We start from the raw sequence: 21,875 nt of genomic DNA, 5'->3' as shown, positions 1-21,875 counted from the left end.
AATGAGCCAGCTCCCGCTACCGCCGCAATCCGAACGCCGTGCGCTGGCGATCGCGCACGCCGTGTACGAAGCGTTCGAGGATTACCACGCGCGGTTTTCCGAGATCACCGCACGTGCCAAGCAACGCTTCGAAGCACGCGACTGGAGCGCTGCGCGCGATGACGCCGTTGCACGTATCGCGCTCTACGACCAGTACATCACCGAATGCATGCTGCGCCTGCGCGCCGTGCTGCTGGGGCAGGCGCACGACCGCGCGTTGTGGATGCGCGCACGCAGTCATTACGCCACGTTGCTGGCCGGGTTGATCGATCAGGAGTTGTACAAGACCTTCTACAACACGCTGACGCGGCGTTACTTCGGCACCCATGGCGTGGATGCCGATATCGAATTCATCGCGCTGGATATCGAGCCCACCGATGCCATCACCGTGCCAGTCGCACGGCATACCTACGCCGTGTCGCCGGGTCGGCTGACCGACATGCTGGTGCGCGTGCTGGGCGATTACGCATTCGCCGTGCCGTATGCGCACCGCACCCGCTGCGCGGCGGCCATTGCGGTGCGTCTGCTCGACGATCTGGCGCATTGGGGCGAGCACCCGGTGCGCAGCGTCGAACTGCTGGAAACGGTGTTCTATCGCGAACGTCGCGCGTATCTGGTCGGGCGTGTGTTCGGCGAGCATCGGTTTTCGCCGTGCGTGATTGCGCTGATCAACGACGGTGCCGGCTTGCGCGCCGAAGCGGTGCTGACCAAGCGCAGCGATGTCGCACAACTGTTCAGTAACTCGCGCAGTTATTTTCAGGCCGATCTGTCCACGGTCGGCGATGCGGTGGTGTTTCTGCGCAGCCTGCTCACCCACAAGCCGGTCGACGAGCTTTACACCATGCTGGGCCGCGCCAAGCAAGGCAAGACCGAGCGCTATCGCACGTTTTTCAGCCATTTCCAGGCGCAGCCGTCCGAGCAGCTGGTGCATGCCGATGGCACGCCCGGCATGGTCATGGTGGTGTTTACGCTGCCCAGTTATCCGCTGGTGTTCAAGCTCATTCGCGACCGTTTCGCCTATCCCAAGACCATGAGCCGCGCGCAGGTCGAAGGGAAATACGAATTGGTCTTCCAGCTCGATCGCATCGGCCGCCTGCTCGACGCACAGCCGTACCGATTTCTGCGCTTTCCCAAGGCGCGCTTCTCGCCAGCGCTGCTGGAAGAACTGCAGACCAGCTGCGCGATGAGCCTGAGCGAGGACGGCGACGATGTCCTGATTGCGCTGTGCTACGTGCAACGGCGGCTGCGCCCGCTCAATTTGTACCTGCGCGAACAACTACCCGAAGCCGCGCATGCCGCTGCGCTGGACTATGGTCAGGCGATCAAGGACATGGCGCGCAACAACATCTTTCCCGGCGACATGCTGCTAAAGAACTTCGGCATCACCCGCCATCAGCGCGCGGTGTTCTACGACTACGACGAACTGTGCCTGATCACCGACTGCACCTTTCGCGACTGGCCCACGCCCACTACCTACGAAGAACAACTCGCCGCCGAACCCTGGTTCCACGTCGGCCCGCGCGATGTGTTTCCCGAGCGCTTTGCCTTGTTCATGGGCTTGCCGGCCTCGCAACTGGAGGCGGTCAAACACATCCACCCGGAACTGTTCGACGCGCAGTGGTGGCGCAACCTGCAAGCCCGGCTGCGCGAAGACGATTATCCGGACACTCCGCCGTATGCGGAGTCGCGGCGGCTTGCCTAGGCCGTTTCGTTTATAGCGGCAGGCTGGTAAAACGTGCGATCAACCAATGGAGTAAGACAATGCAGTGGAAGCAACGGTTAGGTCTGGGCATCCTTTTTTCGCTGGCAGCGATGGGCGTGGCGCACGCCAAGCCGGACGCTGCGCGTCTGCAGATCGAAGCGAGCATGAATGTCACCGGCGAGTTGACGCTGACCCCCGACGGCACCGTGACCGCGGTGGCGCTCGCCGACGAGGAGCGTTTGCCTGCAGCTGTCCGCGAGCGCATCAAGCACTCGGTGGCCGCATGGCGGTTCGATCCTGTCAAGGACGATGGCAATGCCTTGCCGGCGCGGCTGCCGATGAGCTTGCTGCTGGTCGCCAAGCCTGGCGATGACAATCAGTATCGGGTGTCGATCCGTAGCGCGCATTTCGGCGGCCAGACCCCGCAGGGCGTCAGCGCACAACCCAACGGCATGGTGCCGCCGCCCTATCCGGTCAATGCTTTCAGGGGCGGCGCTACCGGTGTGGTCTACCTGCTGCTCAAGATCGGACGCGATGGCAAGGTGGAAGATGTGGTTGCCGAACAGGTCAACCTCACCGCACTGGTTCCCGAGTCCAAGCGTGCGCGCTGGCGCAAGGAATTTGCCGACGCCTCCATCGCCAAGGCGCGCAGCTGGACCTTCACTCCGGCCACTGCCGGGTCTGAGCGCAATGCGCCGTTCTGGGAGATGCGCGTGCCGGTGACGTTCGACATCGCAGCGTCCGAGAAGGACCTGGATGCCAAGCAGAAAAAATGGCAGTCGTATCTGCCGGGCCCGCGTCAGACCGCGTCGTGGCGAATGCAGAACGACGCAGCCGCGACGACCGACAGCCCGGACGCACTGCCGGGATCGGGATTGTTTTCCGTCCGCGGCGAAGGCGTACGCCTGATCACGCCGCTGCAGGAAGGCTGAGACGACTGGCGGTTCTTAATCGGCGCGGCGGGTGTCGCGCAGTCGGCCCGCCCTCAGATCAGCCCTCCGACGGCCGCTTGCACCACATACGGCCGTCGAGCTCTCGGTCAACACGGCAGTTGATCGGCAACGACCGCGCGCCAGTTCGAGCAAGCTCGGAAGACCAGGTGCTTTCTCACGCGAACGCCGCCCACAAAAAAGCCCCGCAGTGCGGGGCTTTTTCGTCGCGCTAATCCAGACCGGCCTCAGCGCTTCATCGAACTGAAGAACTCATCGTTGGACTTGGTGGTCTTCATCTTGTCCAGCAGGAATTCCATCGCCGCGATTTCGTCCATCGGATGCAGCAACTTGCGCAGGATCCAGATCTTCTGCAGCAGCTCCGGCTCGATCAACAGATCTTCGCGACGTGTGCCCGAGCGGTTGATATCGATCGCCGGGTAGACACGCTTTTCGGTGATGCGACGGTTCAAATGCACTTCGCTGTTGCCGGTGCCCTTGAACTCTTCGTAGATCACCTCGTCCATCTTGCTGCCGGTCTCGACCAGCGCCGTGGCAATGATGGTCAGCGAGCCACCTTCTTCCACGTTACGTGCCGCACCGAAGAAACGCTTCGGGCGGTGCAGCGCGTTGGCGTCCACACCACCGGTGAGCACCTTGCCGGAGCTGGGCACCACGTTGTTGTAGGCACGTGCCAGGCGGGTGATCGAGTCGAGCAGGATCACCACGTCCTTCTTGTGCTCGACCAGGCGCTTGGCCCGCTCGATCACCATCTCGGCGACCTGCACGTGGCGCGCGGCCGGCTCGTCGAACGTGGAGGAGATGACCTCGCCGCGCACGGTGCGCTGCATTTCGGTCACTTCTTCCGGGCGCTCGTCGATCAGCAACACGATCATGTGCACTTCGGGATGATTGCTGGTGATGGCCGTGGCCACCTGCTGCATCATCATCGTCTTACCGGCCTTGGGCGGGGAGACGATCAGCGCACGCTGACCCTTACCCTGCGGTGCCATCAGATCCAGGATGCGCCCGGTGATGTCCTCGGTGGACCCATCGCCACGTTCCAGACGGAACCGGCGACGCGGGAACAGCGGGGTCAGGTTCTCGAACAGCACCTTGTTCTTGCTCGCTTCCAGCGGCTCACCATTGATGGTGTCCACGATCGACAGCGCGAAATAGCGCTCGCCATCCTTGGGGAAGCGGATGCGGCCGGACAAATGATCGCCGGTGCGCAGATTGAAGCGGCGGATCTGGCTGGGCGAGATATAGGTATCGTCCGGGCCGGCCAGGTAGCTGGCTTCGGCGGCACGCAGGAAACCGAAGCCATCGGGCAGGATTTCCAGCACGCCGTCGGCGGCAACGCCTTCGCCATGACGGGTCAGTACCTTGAGCAGGGCGAAGATCACGTCCTGCTTGCGCGCGCGCGCCACGCCTTCCTGGATGTTGAGCTGATCGGCGATGTCCAGCAGCTTCTGCGCAGGCATCCGCTTGAGGTCGCTCAGCGAATACACCGGGAAGCCTTCCGGCACGGCCGGATGCGGACGCGCGATGAACGGCTCGTTGCTGCCATCGGAGGAGGGCATGCCGCCGCTTTCGTTGCCGAAGCGATCGCGCGGGCCGCGGTCGCGGCGGTTACGGAACCGGTCACGGCGGTTGCCCTGCTGGTTCTGCCCCTGACCCTGGCCTTGCTGATTCTGACCAGCGTTCTGGCCCTGGCCCTGCTGCTGGCCTTGACCCTGACCTTGGGACTGGCCCTGGCTTTGCGCCTGATTCTGGTTCTGCTGTTGCTGCGCCTGATTGAAGCGCTGTTGCTGTGACTGGCCGCCTTCGCGGGGCTCGCCGTGGCTGTCGCCGCCCTGGCTGTTACCGCTGTTACCGGGCGAACTGCCGGCGCCTGCGCCATCGCCGAACGTCTGCGCCGATGCCGAATCGGCAGCGTGCGACGGTGCCTGCGGGGCGCGTGGAGCGTCGGGTGCGGGGCTGGCGGGCAAGGGCAGGTTGGACTGCTGTGCGCCGGCATCGTCATGGGAAGCGGCGGTCTTGCTCACGCGCGGCTTGCGCACGCGCTTCTCGACGGGAGCGTCGACGCTGCTCCCGGTATCGGAGGAAGGATGATCGGACAAGTGCGTGATTCCTCGCTAAGGTGCGAGCGCCCGGCTGGGGGGCGAACTATTGGTAGATGGGAGTCTAGAAGAAGTTTCTAGAGGGGTACGGCGGCGCACGAACGTGTGCCGGACCAACTGACACTATCACCGCGACGCGCAACCGCGCAAGCGTCCGCCGTGGCAGGGTTTAACTACCGGCGAACCGCAGGGCGCCCATCGCTGGACGCCCGTTCACTCAGGCAGCCGCGCCGCCCAGGGTCTTGTCGATCATCTGGGTCAGCTGGCCCTTGCCGACCGCCCCGATCTGGCTCGCCTGCACTTGCCCGTCCTTGAACAGCAACAGCATCGGGATCGAGCGCACGTGGTATTTGATGGCCAGGGCGCGGTTCTGGTCCACATTGACCTTGGCAACCTTGAGCCTGCCCTGGTATGTATCGGCCAGATCGTCCAGCACCGGTGCGATCATCTTGCACGGGCCACACCATTCGGCCCAGAAATCCACCAGGACCGGTTCGCCGGATTGCAGTACTGCTGTATCGAAGTCGGCATCGCCGACATGTTGAACCTTGTCGCTCACGTTGGGTCTCCTGGAAACCAAACGGCCCACCCGGATCGGGCAGGCCGCCACATTGCGTTAAACTGGGGCATTGCGCGACTGAATCAAGTGTCAGTCCTGAAGCCGCGCTGTCCGCCACAAGAGCCGCAGTTTGCGACGCTGTCGGCATCGATGCAAGCCGCGCCCGGGCTGCCCAGGGCGCCTCACGAAGACGGAATAATGAGCGACAAACCGCTGACCGATTTGACTTTTTCCTCGTTCGACCTACAGCCGGCGTTGGTTGCCGGGCTGGAGAGCGCCGGGTTTACCCGCTGTACCCCGATCCAGGCATTGACCTTGCCGGTCGCGCTGCCGGGCGGCGATGTCGCCGGCCAGGCCCAGACCGGCACCGGCAAGACGCTGGCGTTTTTGGTGACGGTGATGAACCGCCTGCTGATCCGCCCGGCGCTGGCCGACCGCAAGCCGGAAGACCCGCGCGCGCTGATCCTGGCGCCCACCCGCGAGCTGGCGATCCAGATCCACAAGGACGCGGTCAAGTTCGGCGCCGACCTGGGCCTGCGCTTTGCGCTGGTCTACGGCGGGGTGGACTACGACAAGCAGCGCGAGCTGCTGCAGCAGGGTGTGGACGTGATCATCGCCACCCCGGGCCGGCTGATCGACTACGTCAAGCAGCACAAGGTGGTCTCGCTGCATGCCTGCGAGATCTGCGTGCTGGACGAAGCCGACCGCATGTTCGACCTGGGCTTCATCAAGGACATCCGCTTCCTGCTGCGGCGCATGCCCGAGCGCGGTACCCGCCAGACGCTGCTGTTCTCGGCCACGCTGAGCCACCGCGTGCTGGAGCTGGCCTACGAGCACATGAACGAGCCGGAAAAGCTCGTGGTCGAGACCGAAACCATCACCGCCGCACGCGTACGGCAGCGCATCTACTTCCCGTCCGACGAAGAGAAGCAGACGCTGCTGCTGGGCCTGCTGTCGCGCAGCGAAGGTGCGCGCACCATGGTGTTCGTCAACACCAAGGCGTTCGTCGAGCGCGTGGCGCGCACCCTGGAGCGCCACGGTTATCGCGTCGGTGTGTTGTCCGGCGACGTGCCGCAGAAGAAGCGCGAGTCGCTGCTCAACCGCTTCCAGAAGGGCCAGTTGGAGATCCTGGTCGCCACCGACGTGGCCGCGCGCGGCCTGCATATCGATGGGGTCAAGTACGTCTACAACTACGACCTGCCGTTCGATGCCGAAGATTACGTGCACCGCATCGGCCGCACCGCGCGCCTGGGCGAAGAGGGCGATGCGATCAGCTTCGCCTGCGAGCGCTACGCGATGAGCCTGCCGGACATCGAGGCTTACATCGATCAGAAGATCCCGGTTGAGCCGGTGACCACCGAGCTGCTGACACCGTTGCCGCGTGCGGCGCGCGTGGCGGTGGAAGGCGAAGAGGTCGATGAAGACGCTGGCGACAGCGTGGGCACCATCTTCCGCGAGGCGCGCGAGCAGCGTGCGGCCGAAGAACAGCGCCGCGGTGGCGGTCGCAGCGGTCCGGGCGGCGCCTCGCGCAGTGGCAGTGGCGGCAGTCGTCGCGACGGTGGCAGTGCCGATAGCAAGCCGCGTCCGCGTCGCAAGCCGCGCGTCGAGGGCGAGGCTCCGGTTGCAGCGGCTGCAGCGGTCCCACCGGTGATTGCTGAAGCCGCTGCGGCTGCACCGTCCACCATCGACGTCGAGGGCGAGCGCGCACCGCGCAAGCGTCGTCGCCGTCGCAACGGCCGTCCGGTCGAAGGCGCCGAGCCGGTCGCATCCACGCCGGTGCCCGCACCCGCCGCGCCTCGCAAGCCGACCCAGGTGGTCGCCAAGCCAGTGCGTGCCGCCGCCAAGCCGGGCGGCAGCCCGTCGCTGCTGAGCAGGATCGGCCGCCGTCTGCGTTCGTTGGTCTCGGGCAACTGACCACTGGCGGCATCAATCGCATCGCCGGTCTTCGGCGATGCGACGTAAGCGCTGGCGCTCCGGCATAATCGCTGGATGACCGTTCTGCGTTTCGACAACGTCAGCAAGCACTACGCCGGGGGCCACCAGGCGCTGACCGATGTCAGCTTCGAAGTGGCCGATGGCGAGATGCTGTTCGTGACCGGCCACTCCGGCGCCGGCAAAAGTACGTTGCTCAAATTGATCCACCTCAGCGAGCGTCCCAGCCAGGGCGCCGTGCTGTTGGGCGAGCGCAACCTGCTCAAGGTGCGTGGCCGGCAGATTCCGTTGCATCGTCGTCAGGTGGGCGCGGTCTATCAGGACCACCGTCTGCTCAACGACCGCAGCATCGCCGAGAACGTGGCGTTGCCGTTGATCCTGCGCGGCACCCGCCGCGCCGAGATCGGCAAGCGCGTGCGCTCTGCATTGGAACGTATCGGCCTGGCTCATCGCGAAAAAGCCTTGCCGTCGCAGCTGTCGGCGGGCGAGCAGCAACGCGTGGGGATTGCGCGTGCCATCGTCGGTGAGCCACGTCTGCTGGTGGCCGACGAACCCACCGGCAATCTCGACCCGGCACTGGCCGCCGAAATCATGCAGTTGTTTGCCGAACTGCCCGCGCGCGGCACCAGCGTGCTGGTGGTCAGCCACGACCTTGCCTTGCTCAAGCAGATGCGCAAGCGCGTGCTGATCCTGGATCACGGCCGCCTGGTCGACGACATCTCGCCGCAGGATCTGGCCGAATGAGCAAGCTCGCCAATACCGAAGCCGTGGCGCCGTCGCGTTTCGGCGTGTGGATCGACCACCACCTGCACAGCATCGCCTTCAGCCTGGGCCGCGCGATGCGCAAGCCATGGGCAACGTTGCTGACCATCGTGGTGATGGCATTGGCGCTGGCGCTGCCGCTGGGGCTGTCGATCGCGCTGGACAACGTCAAGCTGTTGGCCGGCAGCGTGCAGCAGTCGCGCGAAATCAATCTGTTCCTCAAGGTCGATGTCGCCGCCGATGCCGCGCAGACGCTAGCCGGCGAGTTGCGTGCGCGCACCGACGTGGCCCAGGTGACGCTGCGTACGCCGGAGCAGGGGTTGGCCGCGTTGCGCGAGAGCGCAAAACTCGACGAAGCCGCCGATGCGCTGGGCGAGAATCCGCTGCCCACGCTGTTGATCGTCACTCCCACCGATGCGGCCGACGACGCGCAGCTGGCTAGCGCGTTGCAGGCCTTGCCGCAGACCGACCAGGTGCAGCACGACGCGTTGTGGCGCAAGCGTCTGGATGGCTGGCTGCATTTCGGCGAACGCCTGGTGCAGGTGCTGTCGGCGCTGCTCGGCATCGGCGCGGTGCTGGTGGTCGGCAACACGGTGCGGCTGGATATCCAGTCGCGGCGCGAAGAGATTGGCGTGCTGCAATTGCTCGGTGCCAGCGATGGCTTCATCCGTCGCCCGTTCCTGTATCTGGGTGCGTGGTACGGGCTGGGCGCCGGCGCTGTTGCGCTCGCTCTCATCGCCGCCTCGGGCTTGGCATTGCGCGCGCCATTGGCCACATTGGCCGATAGCTACGGCAGTTCCTTTACCCTGCACGGGCTGGATCTGCTGCATTCTGTGATGGTGCTGATCGGCACCCTGGTGCTGGGTTGGCTGGGCGCCTGGCTGGTGACCGGCCATTTCCTTCGTCAGACCCGTCCCACCGAGACCTGAGGCCTGCCATGCATCCACCAGATCTCAAACACCTGATCAGCGACGCGCCACGTGTGATGGTCGTCGATGGTTCGAAGCTGGTACGCAAGCTCATTGCCGACGTGCTCCGGCGCGACCTTCCCAATGTGCAGGTGATTGGCTGCGCCAGCATTGCCGAAGCGCGCGCTGCGCTGGAGTCCGGTGCGGTGGATCTGGTCACCACCTCGCTGTCCTTGCCCGATGGCGATGGCCTGACCCTGGCGCGCAGCGTGCGCGAAGCGGCCGGCCAGGCCTATGTGCCGGTGATCGTGGTGTCCGGCGATGCGCAGCAGCATCTGGTCGAGCGTCGTTTTACCGAGTACGTCACCGATTATTTCGACAAGGCGCTGGGCCATGAAGCCCTGGCGACCTTTATCCGCGGTTATGTGCAGCCCGAGCCGGTGGTGGGCGCCACCGTGCTCTACATCGAAGACAGCCGCGTGGTGGCCGAGGCGACCAAGCGCATGCTCGAGCGCCAGAGCCTGAAAGTGGTGCACGTGCTCACCGCCGAGGATGCGTTTGCGCTGCTCACCGCCGAATCGCTGGGCCGCACCGAGCGCCGTATCGACGTGGTGCTGACCGACGTGACTCTGAAAGGCGAGCTCAACGGCCGCGATGTGGTCGAGCGCATCCGCATCGATTTCGCCTACGGCAAGCGCCGCCTGCCGGTGCTGGTGATGACCGGCGACACCAATCCGCGCAACCAGTCCGAACTGCTGCGTGCCGGCGCCAACGATCTGGTGCAAAAACCCATCGAAGAGCGCCTGCTGGTGACCAAGGTGTTGTTTCAGTTGCGGCTGGCACGCCTGGAAGACCAGGCCATCACCCTATGACCGAAGTGGAAGGGCGTATCCAGCTGGAACCGTCGTGGAAGGCAAAGGTGGGCGACTGGTTGCTGCGCCCGGAGATGCAGGAGCTGTCGGCCTTTCTGCGCCAGCGCAAGGCGGCTGGCGCGCGGGTGTTCCCGCCCGGCCCGCAGATGTTTGCCGCCTTCGATGCCACCCCGTTCGAGCAGGTCAAGGTGGTGATCCTGGGCCAAGATCCGTACCACGGCGAGGGTCAGGCGCACGGGCTGTGCTTTTCGGTCCTGCCCGGCGTGCCGGTGCCGCCGTCGCTGCTCAATATCTACAAAGAAATTCAGGATGACCTCGGCATCCCGCGTCCCGATCACGGCTATCTGATGCCGTGGGCGCGCCAGGGCGTGTTGCTGCTCAATGCGGTGCTGACGGTGGAGCAGGGCCGCGCCGGCGCGCACCAGAACAAGGGCTGGGAAGGTTTCACCGACCATGTGGTGGAGACGCTCAACCGCGAGCGCGAAGGCCTGGTGTTCCTGCTCTGGGGCAGCTACGCGCAGTCCAAGGGCAAGGTCATCGACCAGGCGCGCCACCGCGTGTTCAAGGCGCCGCATCCTTCGCCGTTGTCGGCGCATCGCGGCTTTCTTGGATGCAAGCATTTCTCCAAGACCAACGAGCACCTGCAGCGCCGCGGCATCCAGCCGGTCGATTGGTCATTGCCGCCGCGCAACGCGTTGGATACAACGTCGGCCGCCGGCTGAACAACCCTGCCGCACGCGCATTTCGCCACAGGTTTGTCACGGTCTGCGCAGGGGCGCAGTGGTAGCGTAGCGCTTGAATTCGGGGAGCTGTGCGGTAGAACGCCGCCAAGGCTGGAAGCCCGAACGTCCTATAAATGGAACGCTGGGAACTCTTTCTGTACCCAGCAGTCCAATAGTTCGACTGCTAAGATGGTGCCTATGAACCAGACTACCTCGACTGCCCTTGTGGCAAACAATCTCCCGATTCCCAGTGCGCTCGGTTCGCTGGACGCCTACATCGGTGCCGTGCACCAGATTCCGGTGCTGTCGGTCGATGAGGAACAGAATCTGGCCCGCCGCTTCCGCGACGAGCTGGACCTGGACGCAGCGCGTGAATTGGTCCATTCCCATCTGCGCTTCGTGGTGCACGTGGCCCGCGGTTACAACGGCTACGGCCTGCCGCTGGGCGACCTGATCCAGGAAGGCAATATCGGCCTGATGAAGGCGGTCAAGCGTTTCGACCCGGAAATGGGCGTGCGCCTGGTCAGCTTCGCGGTGCACTGGATCCGTGCCGAAATGCACGAGTTCATTTTGAAGAACTGGCGCATCGTCAAGGTCGCCACGACCAAGGCGCAGCGCAAGCTGTTCTTCAACCTGCGCAAGTCCAAGACCCGTCTGGGCTGGCTCAACGCCTCCGAAGTGACCGCGGTCGCCAAGGACTTGAACGTCTCCGAGCGTGAAGTGATGGAGATGGAGTCGCGTCTGTCCGGCCGGGATATCGGCTTCGACGCGTCGTCGGATGAAGATGACGATCATGGTCCGCCGTCGCCGGTCAGCTATCTGGTGGCCAACGAAGAAGACCCGTCGCAGGCCTATGAGCGGCACGACAGCGAAGACAACCAGCTGCAGTTGTTGCGCGAAGGCATGGCCGGTCTGGATACGCGCTCGCGCGACATCGTCAAGCGCCGCTGGCTGGATTCGGAATCCAAGGTGACGCTGCAGGAGCTGGCCGACGAATACGGTGTGTCGGCCGAACGTATCCGCCAGATCGAAGCGAACGCGCTGAAGAAGATGAAGGCACTGTTCGTCGCCTGATCGGTTCGATCAAACGCGGAACAAGTTGTACAAACGGCCCGGTTCTCCGGGCCGCTTGCGTTGCGGGTCGGCAGCGCAAACAGTTTCGTAGGAGCTGATGCACCGTCCGGATGATGCGGACGGTATCGTGGCTTTGGTCGACAACGACTATTCCGGCAAGCGCGCCACCGGCAGATGCCAGCCATAACGGATCGCCATGAAACGCAGGCCAAAGCACACGCCGGCGCCGGTTGCCAGCGACCAGGCTTGCGGCACGCCGAGCACATGGCCAACGGCCACCAGGCCGCCGCCGGCAAGCGCGGCGACCGCATATAACTCCGCTTGCAAGACTACCGGCGTGCGGGCGACCAGCAGGTCGCGTGCGATGCCGCCACCGATGCCGCTGAGCATGCCCAACAAGGTGGCGCTCAGCGGACTGAGGTTGTAGTCCAGCGCCTTGCTGGTGCCGTAGACCGCAAATAGCGCCAGACCCGCCGCGTCGAAAATCTGCACCGGGTTGCGCAGGCGCTCCACTGCCGCGTGCCAGTAAAACCCGGCGACGCCGGCCAGGCAGGCGGTGAGCAGATACTGCGGGTGGACCAGTGCCGCCGGCGGGGTGGCGCCGATCAACACATCGCGCACGATGCCGCCGGAGACAGCGGCCGCGCACGACAGCACCAGCACGCCAAACAGGTCCAGGCGGTTGCGCACTGCCACGGTCGCGCCGCTCAGGGCGAACACGAAGGTGCCGAGCAGATCCAGCAGGAACAGGACAGTTGCCACACGTAGACCATCGAATCAGGCTGCACAGCATCGCGCACGGCCGGTGGCGCTGTCATTCGCCCTTGGTGTTGGGCGGCGGGTCGTCGGTTGCGCCACCGAAGATGATGCGTGCGGCGCGTTGGTAGCTCCAGTACGCCATCGCCCAGTTCACCAACACCACGAAGCGGTTGCGGAAGCCGATCAGGAAGTAGACGTGCGCGGCCAGCCAGAACCACCACGCCACGATGCCGGACAGCTTGAGCTTGCCCACGTGCACGATGGCGGCCATGCGGCCGATGGTGGCCAGGTTGCCGAAGTCCTGATACCGGAACGCGGCCGCCGTCTGACCGCGCTGGCGCGCACGGATCGCCTTGGCGATGTGCTTGCCCATCTGCTTGGCCGCAGGCGCCACGCCCGGCACCGGGCGACCGTTCTGCTGCACCGACGCCAGATCGCCGCCGACGAAGATCTCAGGATGGCCGGGCACGCTCAGGTCCGGCGCCACCAGCACGCGGCCGGCGCGATCCAGCGGCACGCCCAGCGTGCGCGCCAGCGGCGAGGCGGCCACGCCGGCGGCCCATACCACGGTGCGCGCGGGGACGAAGCTGTCGCCAAGCTGGTAGCCCAGCGCATCGATATGGGTCACCGGCGTGCCGGTGTGGACTTCCACGCCCAGCCGCTCCAGCTGCTTGCGCGCCTTGTCGGTGAGATCGTCGGGGAACGACGGCAACACGCGCGGGCCGGCTTCGACCAGGCGCACGCGCGCCTGGCGCGGGTCGATGTGGCGGAATTCGTTCTTGAGCGTGTGGCGGGCGATCTCGGCCAGGGTGCCGGCCAGCTCGACACCGGTGGGGCCGCCGCCGACCACCGCAAAGCTCAGCCAGGCCGCACGCGCAGCTGGGTCGGATTCGGCCTCGGCCCGCTCGAAGGCCAGCAGCAGCTTGCGGCGCAGCACCAGCGCGTCGTAGAGGGTCTTCAGGCCGGGCGCATGTTCGGCCCACTGGTCGTTGCCGAAGTAGGCATGGGTGGCGCCGGTGGCCAGCAGCAGCATGTCGTAGCCAAGCGTCTTGCCATCGGTCAGTACCACTTCGCGACGGGTTGGCGCGATTTCGGCCACATCGCCAAGTAACACTTCGACATTGCGCTGCTCGCGCAGGATATGGCGCAGCGGTGCGGCGATATCCGGTGCCGACAGCCCGGCGGTGGCGACCTGGTACAGCAACGGCTGGAACAGATGGTGGTTTTGCCGGTCGATCAAGGTGATGCGGATGGCGGGGTCATCGAGCGCGCGGGTCGCCCACAAGCCGGCGAAACCGCCGCCGACCACAACCAGATGCAAGGGAGCGGGGGAGGGAGATGAGGTCATCGTAGGTCCGATGGAAGGCAACGCGGGCACGACAGAATGCCAAATTCCCAATGAACATGACGCGTTGGCGCCACGTGGCTGCGGCATCATGTCGCATCCACTTTTGACGGCCATCGCATGTCCTCATTGCCACCGCCCTTGCCGCCGCTGCCGCCAGCCGCCATGCCCACCGCAGCGCCGGCTGCCCCGCCCGCGCCTGTGGCCAGGAAAAAGCTCAGCAGCGTGGCGATCGGCCTGATCGGCGTGCTGGCTTGCGCAACGCTGTTCGGGATCGTGGTCCTGGCAGCGAGCGTGTGGCTGCTCGGCATCGGCTGGTCGTTGTTTACCGATCAGGCGCGTACTGCACTGCAAGCCGACGCCGTGGTGCAGGAACATATCGGCCAGATCCACACGATGCGGGTCGATCTGTACCGCACGAGTCTGGCGCAGGGAAGCGAGGAGTTTGTGTTCAATGTGGAAGGCGATCGCGGCGCCGGCCGCGTGCAGGCCACCTGGGTCAGTGCCGACTCCGAGCAGGAGATTCTGACCGACGGAGAACTCATCCTGCGCGATGGCAGGCACTTCGCGCTGCCGGCCGCAGACGATAGCGAGCTCGAAACCGAAACCGAAACCGAATCAGAGATAGAAACCGACTCGGAGATGCAAACCGACGCGGGCACGTCTTTGGAGGAACGCGCATGACCGACAATCCCGACAAACGGATCGCCTTGCTGATCGATGCCGACAATGCGCCGGCCGGCAAGATCGATGTGGTGCTGGCGGAAGTGGCGCGTTATGGCGTGGCCAACGTGCGCCGCGCCTACGGCAACTGGAAGAGCCCGCACCTGAAAGGCTGGGAAGCGGCCTTGCACGATTATGCGATTCGGCCGATCCAGCAGTTTGCCTATAGCTCCGGCAAGAACGCCTCGGATATGGCGATGGTGATCGATGCGATGGACCTGCTGTACGCGCGCAATCTGGATGGGTTTGCGATCGTCTCCAGCGATGCGGATTTCACCCCGCTGGTGATGCGCCTGCTCACCGATGGCATGAAGGTCTATGGCTTTGGCGAGAAGAAAACCCCGGCGCCGTTCGTCAATGCCTGCTCCAAATTCACCTACGTAGAAGCGCTGGGCGAGCAGGCCGCCGCAGCTCGCGATACTGCTGCCGGGCGCAAGGATGCCACCGCGCTGCGCAGCGATACGCGCCTGGTGCAGATGCTGCGCAACGCCATCGTCAGCGCATGCGAGGACGATGGTTGGGCGTTGTTGAGCGCGGTGGGCAAGCAGGTGGCTAACCAGGCTTCGTTCGATCCACGCAATTACGGCTATCGCAAACTCAGCGATCTGGTGCGCGCGATCGGCCTGTTCGAGCTCAAGCTGGACGAGCAGGCCTTGTGGGTACGCGATACGCCCAAGGGCAGCGACAATCGTGCGAAAACTGCCGTGCCTGCCGTTGCACCGGAACCACAAGCCACCCCCAAGCGTGCAGCGCGCGCAACAGCCAAACCTGCCACAGGAAAATGACGATGACGCACGACGCGATGGCTCCCGCTGCACAGCCGACGATCACGCTCTGGGGGCGTCGTAATTCCACCAATGTGCGCAAGGTGTTGTGGTGTGCCGAAGAAGCCGGTGTGGCCTATACGTCGATCGAAGTGGGCGGCGCCTTCGGTGGCAATGACACGCCCGCGTATCGCGCGCTGAACCCCAACGGCGTGGTGCCGACCTTGCAGGATGGCGCGGTGGTGTTGTGGGAATCCAATGCGATCGTGCGGTATCTCGCCGCGCAATACGCGCCGGCGTTGTATCCGTCATCGCCGGCCGAGCGCGCAGTGGGCGACCGCTGGATGGACTGGACCACCTCGACCTTTGCCAGCGTGTTTCGCGACCTGTTCTGGGGCGTGCTGCGCACACCCGAGGCCGAGCGCGATGCCGCACGTATCGCTGCGGCGCTGGCGCAGTCGGGCGAGCTGCTGGCACGCGCCGATGCGGCATTGGCGCAGCAGCCGTATCTGTCTGGCGAGCGTTTTGCGATGGGCGATATTCCGCTGGGCAGTTTCATCTATGCATGGTTCGAAATGCCGATCGAGCGGCCTGCGTTGCCGCATTTGCACGCGTGGTATCAGCGCTTGCGCACACGGCCTGCATACCAACGCGGCGTGATGACGGCGCTGACCTGAGTTTCGAGCCACCGCTCAGGCCAGCGCTGTTTATTGCAGGCCCCGCACGCGCCGCCGACCTCACACGTTTCTCCAGTGAAGTGGGCCTTGTACATCGCGCGGCGCTGATAGCGCGCGTTGTCGTAGGAGCGCACCTGGGCGCGACGCAACGTGACCGGGAATGCCCTCGCGCCCAGGTGCGCTCCTACAGAACCTGGGTACACCGCGCCACGTGCGTCTGGCTGCAACTCCGTATGCGATACGCCCAGCGCTAATACAAATCGATCGGGTCCACATCCAGCGACCAGCGCACGCGGCGCGCCTGCGGGAGCGCATAGATGGCCGGAAGCTGCGCATCGAGCAGGCGATGCAGCGCCGAGCGTTGCTGTGCGGACAGCAACAACTGGGTGCGCTGGAAACCGGCGCGGCGCGGCATCGGCGCAGGCATCGGGCCATAGCATTCCACCTCTGCAAACGCGGGCGATTGCGCGCTGGTGTCGGCCGTGGCCAGTTCGCGCACCGCCATCAGGAACTGGTTGGCCGCCGCGACATCCTTGGCTTCGGCGCGGAACAGCGCCAGATGCGCAAACGGCGGGAAGCCGGCGGCCTCGCGCTGCTGCAGTTCGGCATCGGCGAAGGCGTGGTAGCCGCCGTTGACCAGGGTCTGCAGCAGCGGATGTTCGGGATGGTGAGTTTGCAGCCAGACCTCGCCGGGGCGATCGGCGCGCCCGGCGCGCCCTGCCACCTGGATCAGCTGCTGGGAGAGTTTTTCGGCGGCACGAAAGTCGGCGGAGAACAGGCCTTCGTCGATGCCGACCACCACCACCATGGTCAACCGCGGCAGGTCGTGGCCCTTGGCCAGGATCTGGGTGCCGACCAGGATGCCGGCATCGGTGCCGAGCCGGGCGAGCTGGGTTTCCAGGCTGTCGCGGCGCTGGGTGGTGCTGCGGTCGATGCGCACCACCGGGAATGCCGGAAACGCCTCGGTCAGCCGTTCTTCCAGGCGCTCGGTACCGATGCCCTGCGGCTGCAAGGCCAGGCTGGCGCAGGCCGGGCAGGCCAGCGGCGCCTGCTGGCGGGCGCCGCAGTGGTGGCACTGCAGGCGGCGGCCGCCGGCGTGCACGGTCATCGGGGTCTGGTGCAGCGGCGTGCTGCAGCGCTGGCAGGCAGCGGTCCAGCCGCAGTCGTGGCATAGCAGCACCGGCGCATAGCCGCGGCGGTTCTTGAACACCAGCACCTGCTCGCCGCGCGCCAGGGTGGCGCCGATACCGGCCAGCACCTCCGGCGACAAGCCGTCCTTGAGCGGGCGCTTGCGCACGTCCAGCACGCGCACACGCGGCGGGCGCGCATCGCCGGCGCGCTGCGACAACCGCAGGTGCTGGTAGCGGCCGGAGTAAGCGTTGTGCAGGCTTTCCAGCGACGGGGTCGCGCTGCCCAGGATCACCGGCACGTCCAGCGCCTTGCCGCGCACCAGGGCAAAGTCGCGGGCGTGGTAGCGGATGCCGTCCTGTTGCTTGTAGCTGCCGTCGTGCTCCTCATCGATCACGATCAGCCCGGCGTTGGGCAGCGGGGTGAACACCGCCGAACGGGTGCCGACGATCAGTTTGGCTTCGCCGCGCCAGGCCGCCGCCCAGACGCGGGCGCGTTCGCCATCGGACAGGCCCGAATGCAGCGCATGCACCGACACGCCCAGGCGCGCGCGGAAGCGGCCGAGCGTCTGCGGGGTCAGGCCGATTTCCGGGACCAGCACCAGCGCCTGCTTGCCGGCGGCCAGGCAGTCGGCGATTGCCTGCAGGTAGACCTCGGTCTTGCCGCTGCCGGTCACGCCGTCGAGCAGATAGGTGGCAAAGCCGGTGTGCGCCCGGATCGCGGCGGCGGCAGCGCGTTGTTCGTCGTTGAGTGCCGGGCCAGTGCCGGGCCGTGGCGCGATGGCATCGGCCGGCACCGCCACGCGTTCGGCGTGGCCGCGCTTGGCCAGGCTGCGTGCGGCCTCGCGCCACTGTGGCAGCAGCGGGTCCAGCTGTTCTTCGCCCACCGCACCGGTCTGCAACAGGGCGGCGAGCAGGGCGGGCCGGCTGCCCGCGCGCAGGCTGCTTGCCCCGGTATGCCCGGCCTCGGTGAGCTGCCAGGCCCAGGCATGGGTGTCGGCCAGCGGCTCGCCGCGACGCAGCGGGCCGGGCAGGGCACTGGCCTGGGCCTCGCCGAGGGGAGCATGGGTATAACGGGCCAGCCACTGCAGCGAGCGTGCCAGTTCATCCACCAGCAGCGGCGCCTGGTCGCACCATTCCAGCGCCGCGCGCAGACCATCGGCCGATGCCAGCTGGCCGATCTCCACCACCACCCCGATCAACTCGCGCGACCCGAACGGCACCCGCACACGGCAGCCGACCCGCGTTGGATCGGTCAGCGGGGCGTCGGCAGGTGGCAGGTAATCGAACAGCTGGGGCAGCGGCACCGGCAGGGCGACGCGCAGAGTGAGGACGGTGGAAGGCATGCGCTCAGTCTACCGACACTGTCCAGCACCCCCGACTTGCGCAATTTCACTCGTGAAGACGGTGTGATCACTTGCAGCGCCTTTCTGTGACCCAAGTGATAAATACGACGTAAACCTATGTGAGGCCTGAGGAAACGGGTTTATCCACACTGCCTGTGGATAAGCCTGTGAATTAGTCTCGTGCTCCACGCGGTGAAGGCGGATTCACTTGCCTTGGCAACCTGTTGGACATTTTTTCGCCACACATCGAAATTCAATATATATCAATAGCTTAGGCGTGAAACACGATTGCAACAAAGAAAAAACAACAGTTGACAGACGGTCGCGTATCGGTGTGTCTGCCGCTGTGCACAACGTACGCGGATAGCGCTCGCGACCGGATCGAGGGTCGTGCGATCTGTCAAGCGGTCGGCGTGGCGGACGTGCGTCGGTATCATGCCGGCCGATGCTGGAGTTCACATGACCGTAGTCCCCGACGCCCCCGTTACCCCCGCCGCACTATCAGCCTTTCTGCGGGGTGTGGAACGCCGGGGCCTGGTACTGGCGCAGCTGCAATGCGGCGACGTGGCGGCAGCCGAGCGGGCGTTGGCGGCTGCGCTGCGCGCTTTCAGCAGCCAGGCAGCGGGACGACCAATGGCTGGCTGGCCGATGCGCTTCTGGAGCCTGCTGGCAACCGCGCCGCCACTGCGCCGCGAGCCCATGCCTGGCACCTGGCTGCCGCCCTTCACCGTACTGGGCCGGATGCAGACCCCCGACCGGCTGGCGCTGCTGCTGCGGATCGTGGCCGGGCTGGAAGAGGAGGCCGCCAGCGACGTACAGGGCATCGCGGTGGCGGATTATCGACAGTCGCTGGCGCGTGCCTGTCCACGCGATGCGGCCGGCAATCCAGATGCACAGGCGTGGCGGGTGCTGGCCGAGGCGGCGCAAACGGAGCTGCGCGATCTCACCCCGTCCCAGCTGACCCGGCTCAGCCAGTTGCGCGACGCCTCGCTGGCTGGCGTCGCGCTGCAACCCGCCATCCCGGCAGAGGCGCCGCCCGCGCCACGCCGCGCCACCCCGGCACAAGTCCGCCCCAAGCGGCAATGGCAGTGGCCACAGCTGGATCGGCGCCATGCCGGTATCGCTCTGGGGGGGCTCGCACTGGTGCTGCTGCTGACGGTGCTGGGCTGGTGGTGGACCCACCGACGGCCCAGCTTGCCGCCTGAGCCGGTCTCGCAGGCGCCGGCCGGCGTGCTGCATGTCACCGATGCCGCGCCAGTGTTGGTGGAAGAACTGCCGGCGTCCGACCTGCCGGAGGCTCCTGCCGCCCCGGGCATGGATCCGCGCGACCAGACGATGCTGGCCGACCCGGATCTGGAGCTGGCGCGTGCGGCCGACTTTTACGCCTGGTACGCCGCCGGCCACCCGGTGCCGGCGGACGAATCCGGCGCGCATGCCACCGCGACTGAGCAGCCTTCCGCCCCGCTGGAGACGGTCGATGACGACAACTAAGTGGTTCGGCCTGCTGATGCTCGCCAGTGCCGGCATCGCCGGCGCGCAGGCCCTGCCAGCGGCATTGGACGAAAGCGGGCACACCGAACCTGCCAGCGCCTCCGCCCCGGCGGCAGCGCCAAGCGCCGCGCAGCAACGCGCGCGCTGGGCGGCACTGACGCCGGCACAGCAGGCCGACCTGCGTGCGCGCTATGCCGCGTGGAAAGACCTGACCGCCACCGATCGTGTGGTGTTGCGGCAGGCGCGCGAACGGCTGCACAGCCTGCCCGAGGACCAGCAACGCGCCTTGCGCACCCAGTTCAGCGCGATGGATCGCCTGCATCGCGGTGGCTGGCGTCTGGGGTCGCAGGTGGGCGCGTTCTATCCGCAGCTGCAGCCGCTGATCGGCTATGTGCCGGTCGACCAGCGCGAGCGCCTGCTGGCGGTGCTGCGCAGCCTGGATGCCGGCCAGCTGGAACAGCTGGCGGTCCTCGCCCAACGCACCCCGCCGCAGGACCGCGATGGGTTACGCGACGCCTTGCTGGCCGAAGCCCCGGCCACCCGCAGCGCCTGGCTGAAGCGGCAACTGGCGCGCTGATCGCCGATGCGCGGTGCATTGCCGCGCGTTGGCGCGGCAAGTGCTCATCGACCTGCGTTGTGCGAACAACGCGGCTGTCAGCCGCGCATCCCGGATTGCACCGCGCTGTCTGGCCCGTGCGATTGCAGCACCGCAGCCAAATGGCGCAGCGTCAAAGACGCGCCAGACTCGCCACCATCAAGAACGCGGCAGCAAATGTGACCACGACGAAATAGATGCTGCCCAGGCCGAGGTATTTCAGCACCGTGGCTGACCACGATTGGCCGTACACGTGGCGCTGCATCCCCAGCAGATACTGCGGCATCCACACTGCCAGCCCGAACTGGAGCAGGCGGATGCTCCACGCAATCGGGGGAGCCACCTGCGTCACCGATTCTCTGAGTAGCGACAGCAGCAGCATCGCCAGCAGGTTCAGGCAAAGAAACGCATGGCTGTACAGCGCCACCACCAGATGTTCCAGATACACCCGCCCGCTGCGCAGGTAGAACACGCGCAACAACAGCGCAAACAACGGCACCAGCACTAACAAGGTGGATGGCACCGCGGCGAAGAACGCGTTGTAGAGCAGTTGCGGATTGCTGCGCAGGCGCGGCAGGTTGGCGCGGATGTGGTCAAGCTGCACGTTGAGCCAGCGGTTGGCGAACTGCGGCAACGGCGCAACGGTCAGCGGGTTGCTCACCGGGTCCCAGGGTTTGCCTCCCAACGAAAAGAACGTGCTGTTGTCTGGGGCATCGACCGCCGGTGCGGCGCTTTCCAGCCGCGCGCCCTGGTGCAGTTGCGCCAGCCGCTTGCGCGCCTCGCTCTCGGCGCGGGCGATGCCGGCATCCACGCCGTCGCGCGCGATGCCCGCCGGCACTACCTTGCGGGTCTGGGTGAGCGTGCCGACGATCTGCGCACGCACTGCTTCCACCTGCGCCGGCGTGCGCGCATGCGCAAAATCCTTCGGTACGGCGCTGTGCGTGGTGCCGGGCGCCGCGACGTCCTCGTCAGAGGCATGCACTGCGATGCGTGCAATGAAAAAGGTCAACAGGCTCACCACCAGAAACAGCCGCATCGGCGCGACATAGCGCACCCGTTGCCCACTCAGAAACCGCAGCGCCACGCGGCCGGGCACCAGCAGATCGCGCAAGGTGCGGAAGATCCGCCCATCCAGATGCCAGAACGACTCGAAGACTTCTTCCACCGCGTGCGCGACGCTGCGCACCGGGCTGTGTGCGCTTTGCCCGCAGGCGTGGCAAAACGCGCCTTGCAATGCGGTGGAACAGTTTTCACAGTCCGATGGATGCAATGCGGTCGGGTGCAGGGACATGAGCCAGGTCCAGTCGGCGGTGATGGAGAGGCCGCGTGCCCGATGCGATACCGCGAAGGTCCACGCCTGGCACACGGTATAGCGTCAGCATGCGGTTGCCGGGAAACATCGGCAGCTGCTTTTGTTGCCGCGCAC

The 21,875-nt window shown here is 65.9% G+C and carries 19 protein-coding genes; 13 read left to right on the top strand and 6 right to left on the bottom strand.

Going from position 1 to position 21,875, the window contains the following annotated elements:
* Position 1 precedes the first annotated feature (1 nt).
* On the top strand, positions 2–1,741 hold the full coding sequence (gene aceK, locus RQH86_RS16240; protein WP_115529194.1) for a bifunctional isocitrate dehydrogenase kinase/phosphatase: 1,740 nt from the start codon (positions 2–4) through the stop codon (positions 1,739–1,741).
* Positions 1,742–1,800: 59 nt separating this feature from the next.
* Positions 1,801–2,673 (top strand): hypothetical protein, encoded by an 873-nt coding sequence (locus RQH86_RS16235; protein ID WP_311240242.1) that lies wholly within the window; start codon positions 1,801–1,803, stop codon positions 2,671–2,673.
* 245 nt (positions 2,674–2,918) lie between these two features.
* Here the strand turns inward: RQH86_RS16235 and rho are convergent, their stop codons facing one another.
* Together rho and trxA are read right to left on the bottom strand one after the other, a co-directional pair.
* The gene (rho, locus tag RQH86_RS16230; protein WP_311240243.1) at positions 2,919–4,793 is read right to left on the bottom strand and encodes a transcription termination factor Rho; all 1,875 of its coding nucleotides are present in this window, start codon (positions 4,791–4,793) and stop codon (positions 2,919–2,921) included.
* 217 nt (positions 4,794–5,010) lie between these two features.
* Positions 5,011–5,352 carry a thioredoxin TrxA gene (gene trxA / locus RQH86_RS16225; protein WP_046964286.1) on the bottom strand — a complete coding sequence of 114 codons (342 nt, stop codon included), beginning with the start codon at positions 5,350–5,352 and terminating at the stop codon, positions 5,011–5,013.
* A 198-nt stretch (positions 5,353–5,550) separates the two neighbouring features.
* Here trxA and rhlB point away from each other — a divergent pair, with 198 nt between their 5' ends.
* The 6 genes from rhlB to rpoH all read left to right on the top strand — a co-directional run bounded on the left by rhlB (position 5,551) and on the right by rpoH (position 11,622).
* Positions 5,551–7,266, top strand: a complete 1,716-nt coding sequence (gene rhlB, locus RQH86_RS16220; protein ID WP_311240244.1) for an ATP-dependent RNA helicase RhlB — start codon at positions 5,551–5,553, stop codon at positions 7,264–7,266.
* 75 nt (positions 7,267–7,341) lie between these two features.
* Positions 7,342–8,028, top strand: a complete 687-nt coding sequence (gene ftsE, locus RQH86_RS16215; RefSeq protein ID WP_003484499.1) for a cell division ATP-binding protein FtsE — start codon at positions 7,342–7,344, stop codon at positions 8,026–8,028.
* On the top strand, positions 8,025–8,975 hold the full coding sequence (gene ftsX / locus RQH86_RS16210; protein WP_311240245.1) for a permease-like cell division protein FtsX: 951 nt from the start codon (positions 8,025–8,027) through the stop codon (positions 8,973–8,975). The genes ftsE and ftsX overlap by 4 nt, the downstream gene beginning before the upstream one ends.
* A gap of 8 nt (positions 8,976–8,983) precedes the next feature.
* On the top strand, positions 8,984–9,826 hold the full coding sequence (locus RQH86_RS16205; protein WP_055847573.1) for a response regulator: 843 nt from the start codon (positions 8,984–8,986) through the stop codon (positions 9,824–9,826).
* Positions 9,823–10,548 carry a uracil-DNA glycosylase gene (gene ung, locus RQH86_RS16200; RefSeq protein ID WP_115563027.1) on the top strand — a complete coding sequence of 242 codons (726 nt, stop codon included), beginning with the start codon at positions 9,823–9,825 and terminating at the stop codon, positions 10,546–10,548. Before RQH86_RS16205 ends, ung begins: the two co-directional genes overlap by 4 nt.
* 198 nt (positions 10,549–10,746) lie before the next feature.
* Positions 10,747–11,622: an RNA polymerase sigma factor RpoH gene (gene rpoH / locus RQH86_RS16195; protein WP_005987961.1), complete on the top strand. Its 876-nt coding sequence runs from the start codon at positions 10,747–10,749 to the stop codon at positions 11,620–11,622.
* Between the two features lie 147 nt (positions 11,623–11,769).
* Here rpoH and RQH86_RS16190 read toward each other — a convergent pair whose 3' ends face one another.
* A complete protein-coding gene (locus RQH86_RS16190; RefSeq protein ID WP_055847585.1) occupies positions 11,770–12,384 on the bottom strand; it encodes a trimeric intracellular cation channel family protein in 615 nt (204 codons plus the stop codon).
* A gap of 52 nt (positions 12,385–12,436) precedes the next feature.
* On the bottom strand, positions 12,437–13,729 hold the full coding sequence (locus tag RQH86_RS16185; RefSeq protein ID WP_311240246.1) for an NAD(P)/FAD-dependent oxidoreductase: 1,293 nt from the start codon (positions 13,727–13,729) through the stop codon (positions 12,437–12,439).
* Positions 13,730–13,846: 117 nt separating this feature from the next.
* On the opposite strand from RQH86_RS16185, the gene RQH86_RS16180 reads away from it, so the two are divergent.
* The 3 genes from RQH86_RS16180 to RQH86_RS16170 are packed head-to-tail and all read left to right on the top strand — an operon-like array spanning position 13,847 to position 15,890.
* Entirely contained in the window at positions 13,847–14,410 is a 564-nt protein-coding gene (locus RQH86_RS16180; RefSeq protein ID WP_311240247.1) for a hypothetical protein, read from the top strand.
* On the top strand, positions 14,407–15,234 hold the full coding sequence (locus RQH86_RS16175) for an NYN domain-containing protein (RefSeq protein WP_115563024.1): 828 nt from the start codon (positions 14,407–14,409) through the stop codon (positions 15,232–15,234). Before RQH86_RS16180 ends, RQH86_RS16175 begins: the two co-directional genes overlap by 4 nt.
* Before the next feature lie 2 nt (positions 15,235–15,236).
* Positions 15,237–15,890, top strand: a complete 654-nt coding sequence (locus RQH86_RS16170; RefSeq protein WP_311240248.1) for a glutathione S-transferase — start codon at positions 15,237–15,239, stop codon at positions 15,888–15,890.
* A gap of 250 nt (positions 15,891–16,140) precedes the next feature.
* On the opposite strand, the gene RQH86_RS16165 is transcribed toward RQH86_RS16170, so the two are convergent.
* Positions 16,141–18,363: a primosomal protein N' gene (locus RQH86_RS16165; RefSeq protein WP_311240648.1), complete on the bottom strand. Its 2,223-nt coding sequence runs from the start codon at positions 18,361–18,363 to the stop codon at positions 16,141–16,143.
* A 459-nt stretch (positions 18,364–18,822) separates the two neighbouring features.
* Between RQH86_RS16165 and RQH86_RS16160 the strand changes: the two genes are divergently transcribed.
* Positions 18,823–19,854 carry a hypothetical protein gene (locus RQH86_RS16160; RefSeq protein WP_311240647.1) on the top strand — a complete coding sequence of 344 codons (1,032 nt, stop codon included), beginning with the start codon at positions 18,823–18,825 and terminating at the stop codon, positions 19,852–19,854.
* Positions 19,841–20,431: a DUF3106 domain-containing protein gene (locus RQH86_RS16155; protein ID WP_311240646.1), complete on the top strand. Its 591-nt coding sequence runs from the start codon at positions 19,841–19,843 to the stop codon at positions 20,429–20,431. The genes RQH86_RS16160 and RQH86_RS16155 overlap by 14 nt, the downstream gene beginning before the upstream one ends.
* Before the next feature lie 151 nt (positions 20,432–20,582).
* On the opposite strand, the gene RQH86_RS16150 is transcribed toward RQH86_RS16155, so the two are convergent.
* A complete protein-coding gene (locus RQH86_RS16150) occupies positions 20,583–21,740 on the bottom strand; it encodes a DUF3667 domain-containing protein (RefSeq protein WP_311240645.1) in 1,158 nt (385 codons plus the stop codon).
* Positions 21,741–21,875: the final 135 nt, after the last annotated feature.

Origin of the sequence: Xanthomonas sp. WCS2018Noco2-27, from assembly GCF_031843525.1 — a bacterium.
GTDB lineage: Bacteria > Pseudomonadota > Gammaproteobacteria > Xanthomonadales > Xanthomonadaceae > Xanthomonas.
This window is presented reverse-complemented; position numbering and strand designations above follow the sequence as displayed.

Bases quoted from the DNA above. Each gene is read 5' to 3' on its own strand.
- ung (WP_115563027.1), top strand. From the start codon at position 9,823: ATGACCGAAGTGGAAGGGCGTATCCAGCTGGAACCGTCGTGGAAGGCA.
- RQH86_RS16185 (WP_311240246.1), bottom strand. From the start codon at position 13,729: ATGACCTCATCTCCCTCCCCCGCTCCCTTGCATCTGGTTGTGGTCGGC.
- RQH86_RS16205 (WP_055847573.1), top strand. From the start codon at position 8,984: ATGCATCCACCAGATCTCAAACACCTGATCAGCGACGCGCCACGTGTG.
- ftsE (WP_003484499.1), top strand. From the start codon at position 7,342: ATGACCGTTCTGCGTTTCGACAACGTCAGCAAGCACTACGCCGGGGGC.
- RQH86_RS16180 (WP_311240247.1), top strand. From the start codon at position 13,847: ATGTCCTCATTGCCACCGCCCTTGCCGCCGCTGCCGCCAGCCGCCATG.
- RQH86_RS16165 (WP_311240648.1), bottom strand. From the start codon at position 18,363: ATGCCTTCCACCGTCCTCACTCTGCGCGTCGCCCTGCCGGTGCCGCTG.
- rhlB (WP_311240244.1), top strand. From the start codon at position 5,551: ATGAGCGACAAACCGCTGACCGATTTGACTTTTTCCTCGTTCGACCTA.
- RQH86_RS16160 (WP_311240647.1), top strand. From the start codon at position 18,823: ATGACCGTAGTCCCCGACGCCCCCGTTACCCCCGCCGCACTATCAGCC.
- aceK (WP_115529194.1), top strand. From the start codon at position 2: ATGAGCCAGCTCCCGCTACCGCCGCAATCCGAACGCCGTGCGCTGGCG.
- RQH86_RS16175 (WP_115563024.1), top strand. From the start codon at position 14,407: ATGACCGACAATCCCGACAAACGGATCGCCTTGCTGATCGATGCCGAC.
- RQH86_RS16150 (WP_311240645.1), bottom strand. From the start codon at position 21,740: ATGTCCCTGCACCCGACCGCATTGCATCCATCGGACTGTGAAAACTGT.
- ftsX (WP_311240245.1), top strand. From the start codon at position 8,025: ATGAGCAAGCTCGCCAATACCGAAGCCGTGGCGCCGTCGCGTTTCGGC.
- RQH86_RS16235 (WP_311240242.1), top strand. From the start codon at position 1,801: ATGCAGTGGAAGCAACGGTTAGGTCTGGGCATCCTTTTTTCGCTGGCA.
- RQH86_RS16155 (WP_311240646.1), top strand. From the start codon at position 19,841: ATGACGACAACTAAGTGGTTCGGCCTGCTGATGCTCGCCAGTGCCGGC.
- RQH86_RS16170 (WP_311240248.1), top strand. From the start codon at position 15,237: ATGACGCACGACGCGATGGCTCCCGCTGCACAGCCGACGATCACGCTC.
- rpoH (WP_005987961.1), top strand. From the start codon at position 10,747: ATGAACCAGACTACCTCGACTGCCCTTGTGGCAAACAATCTCCCGATT.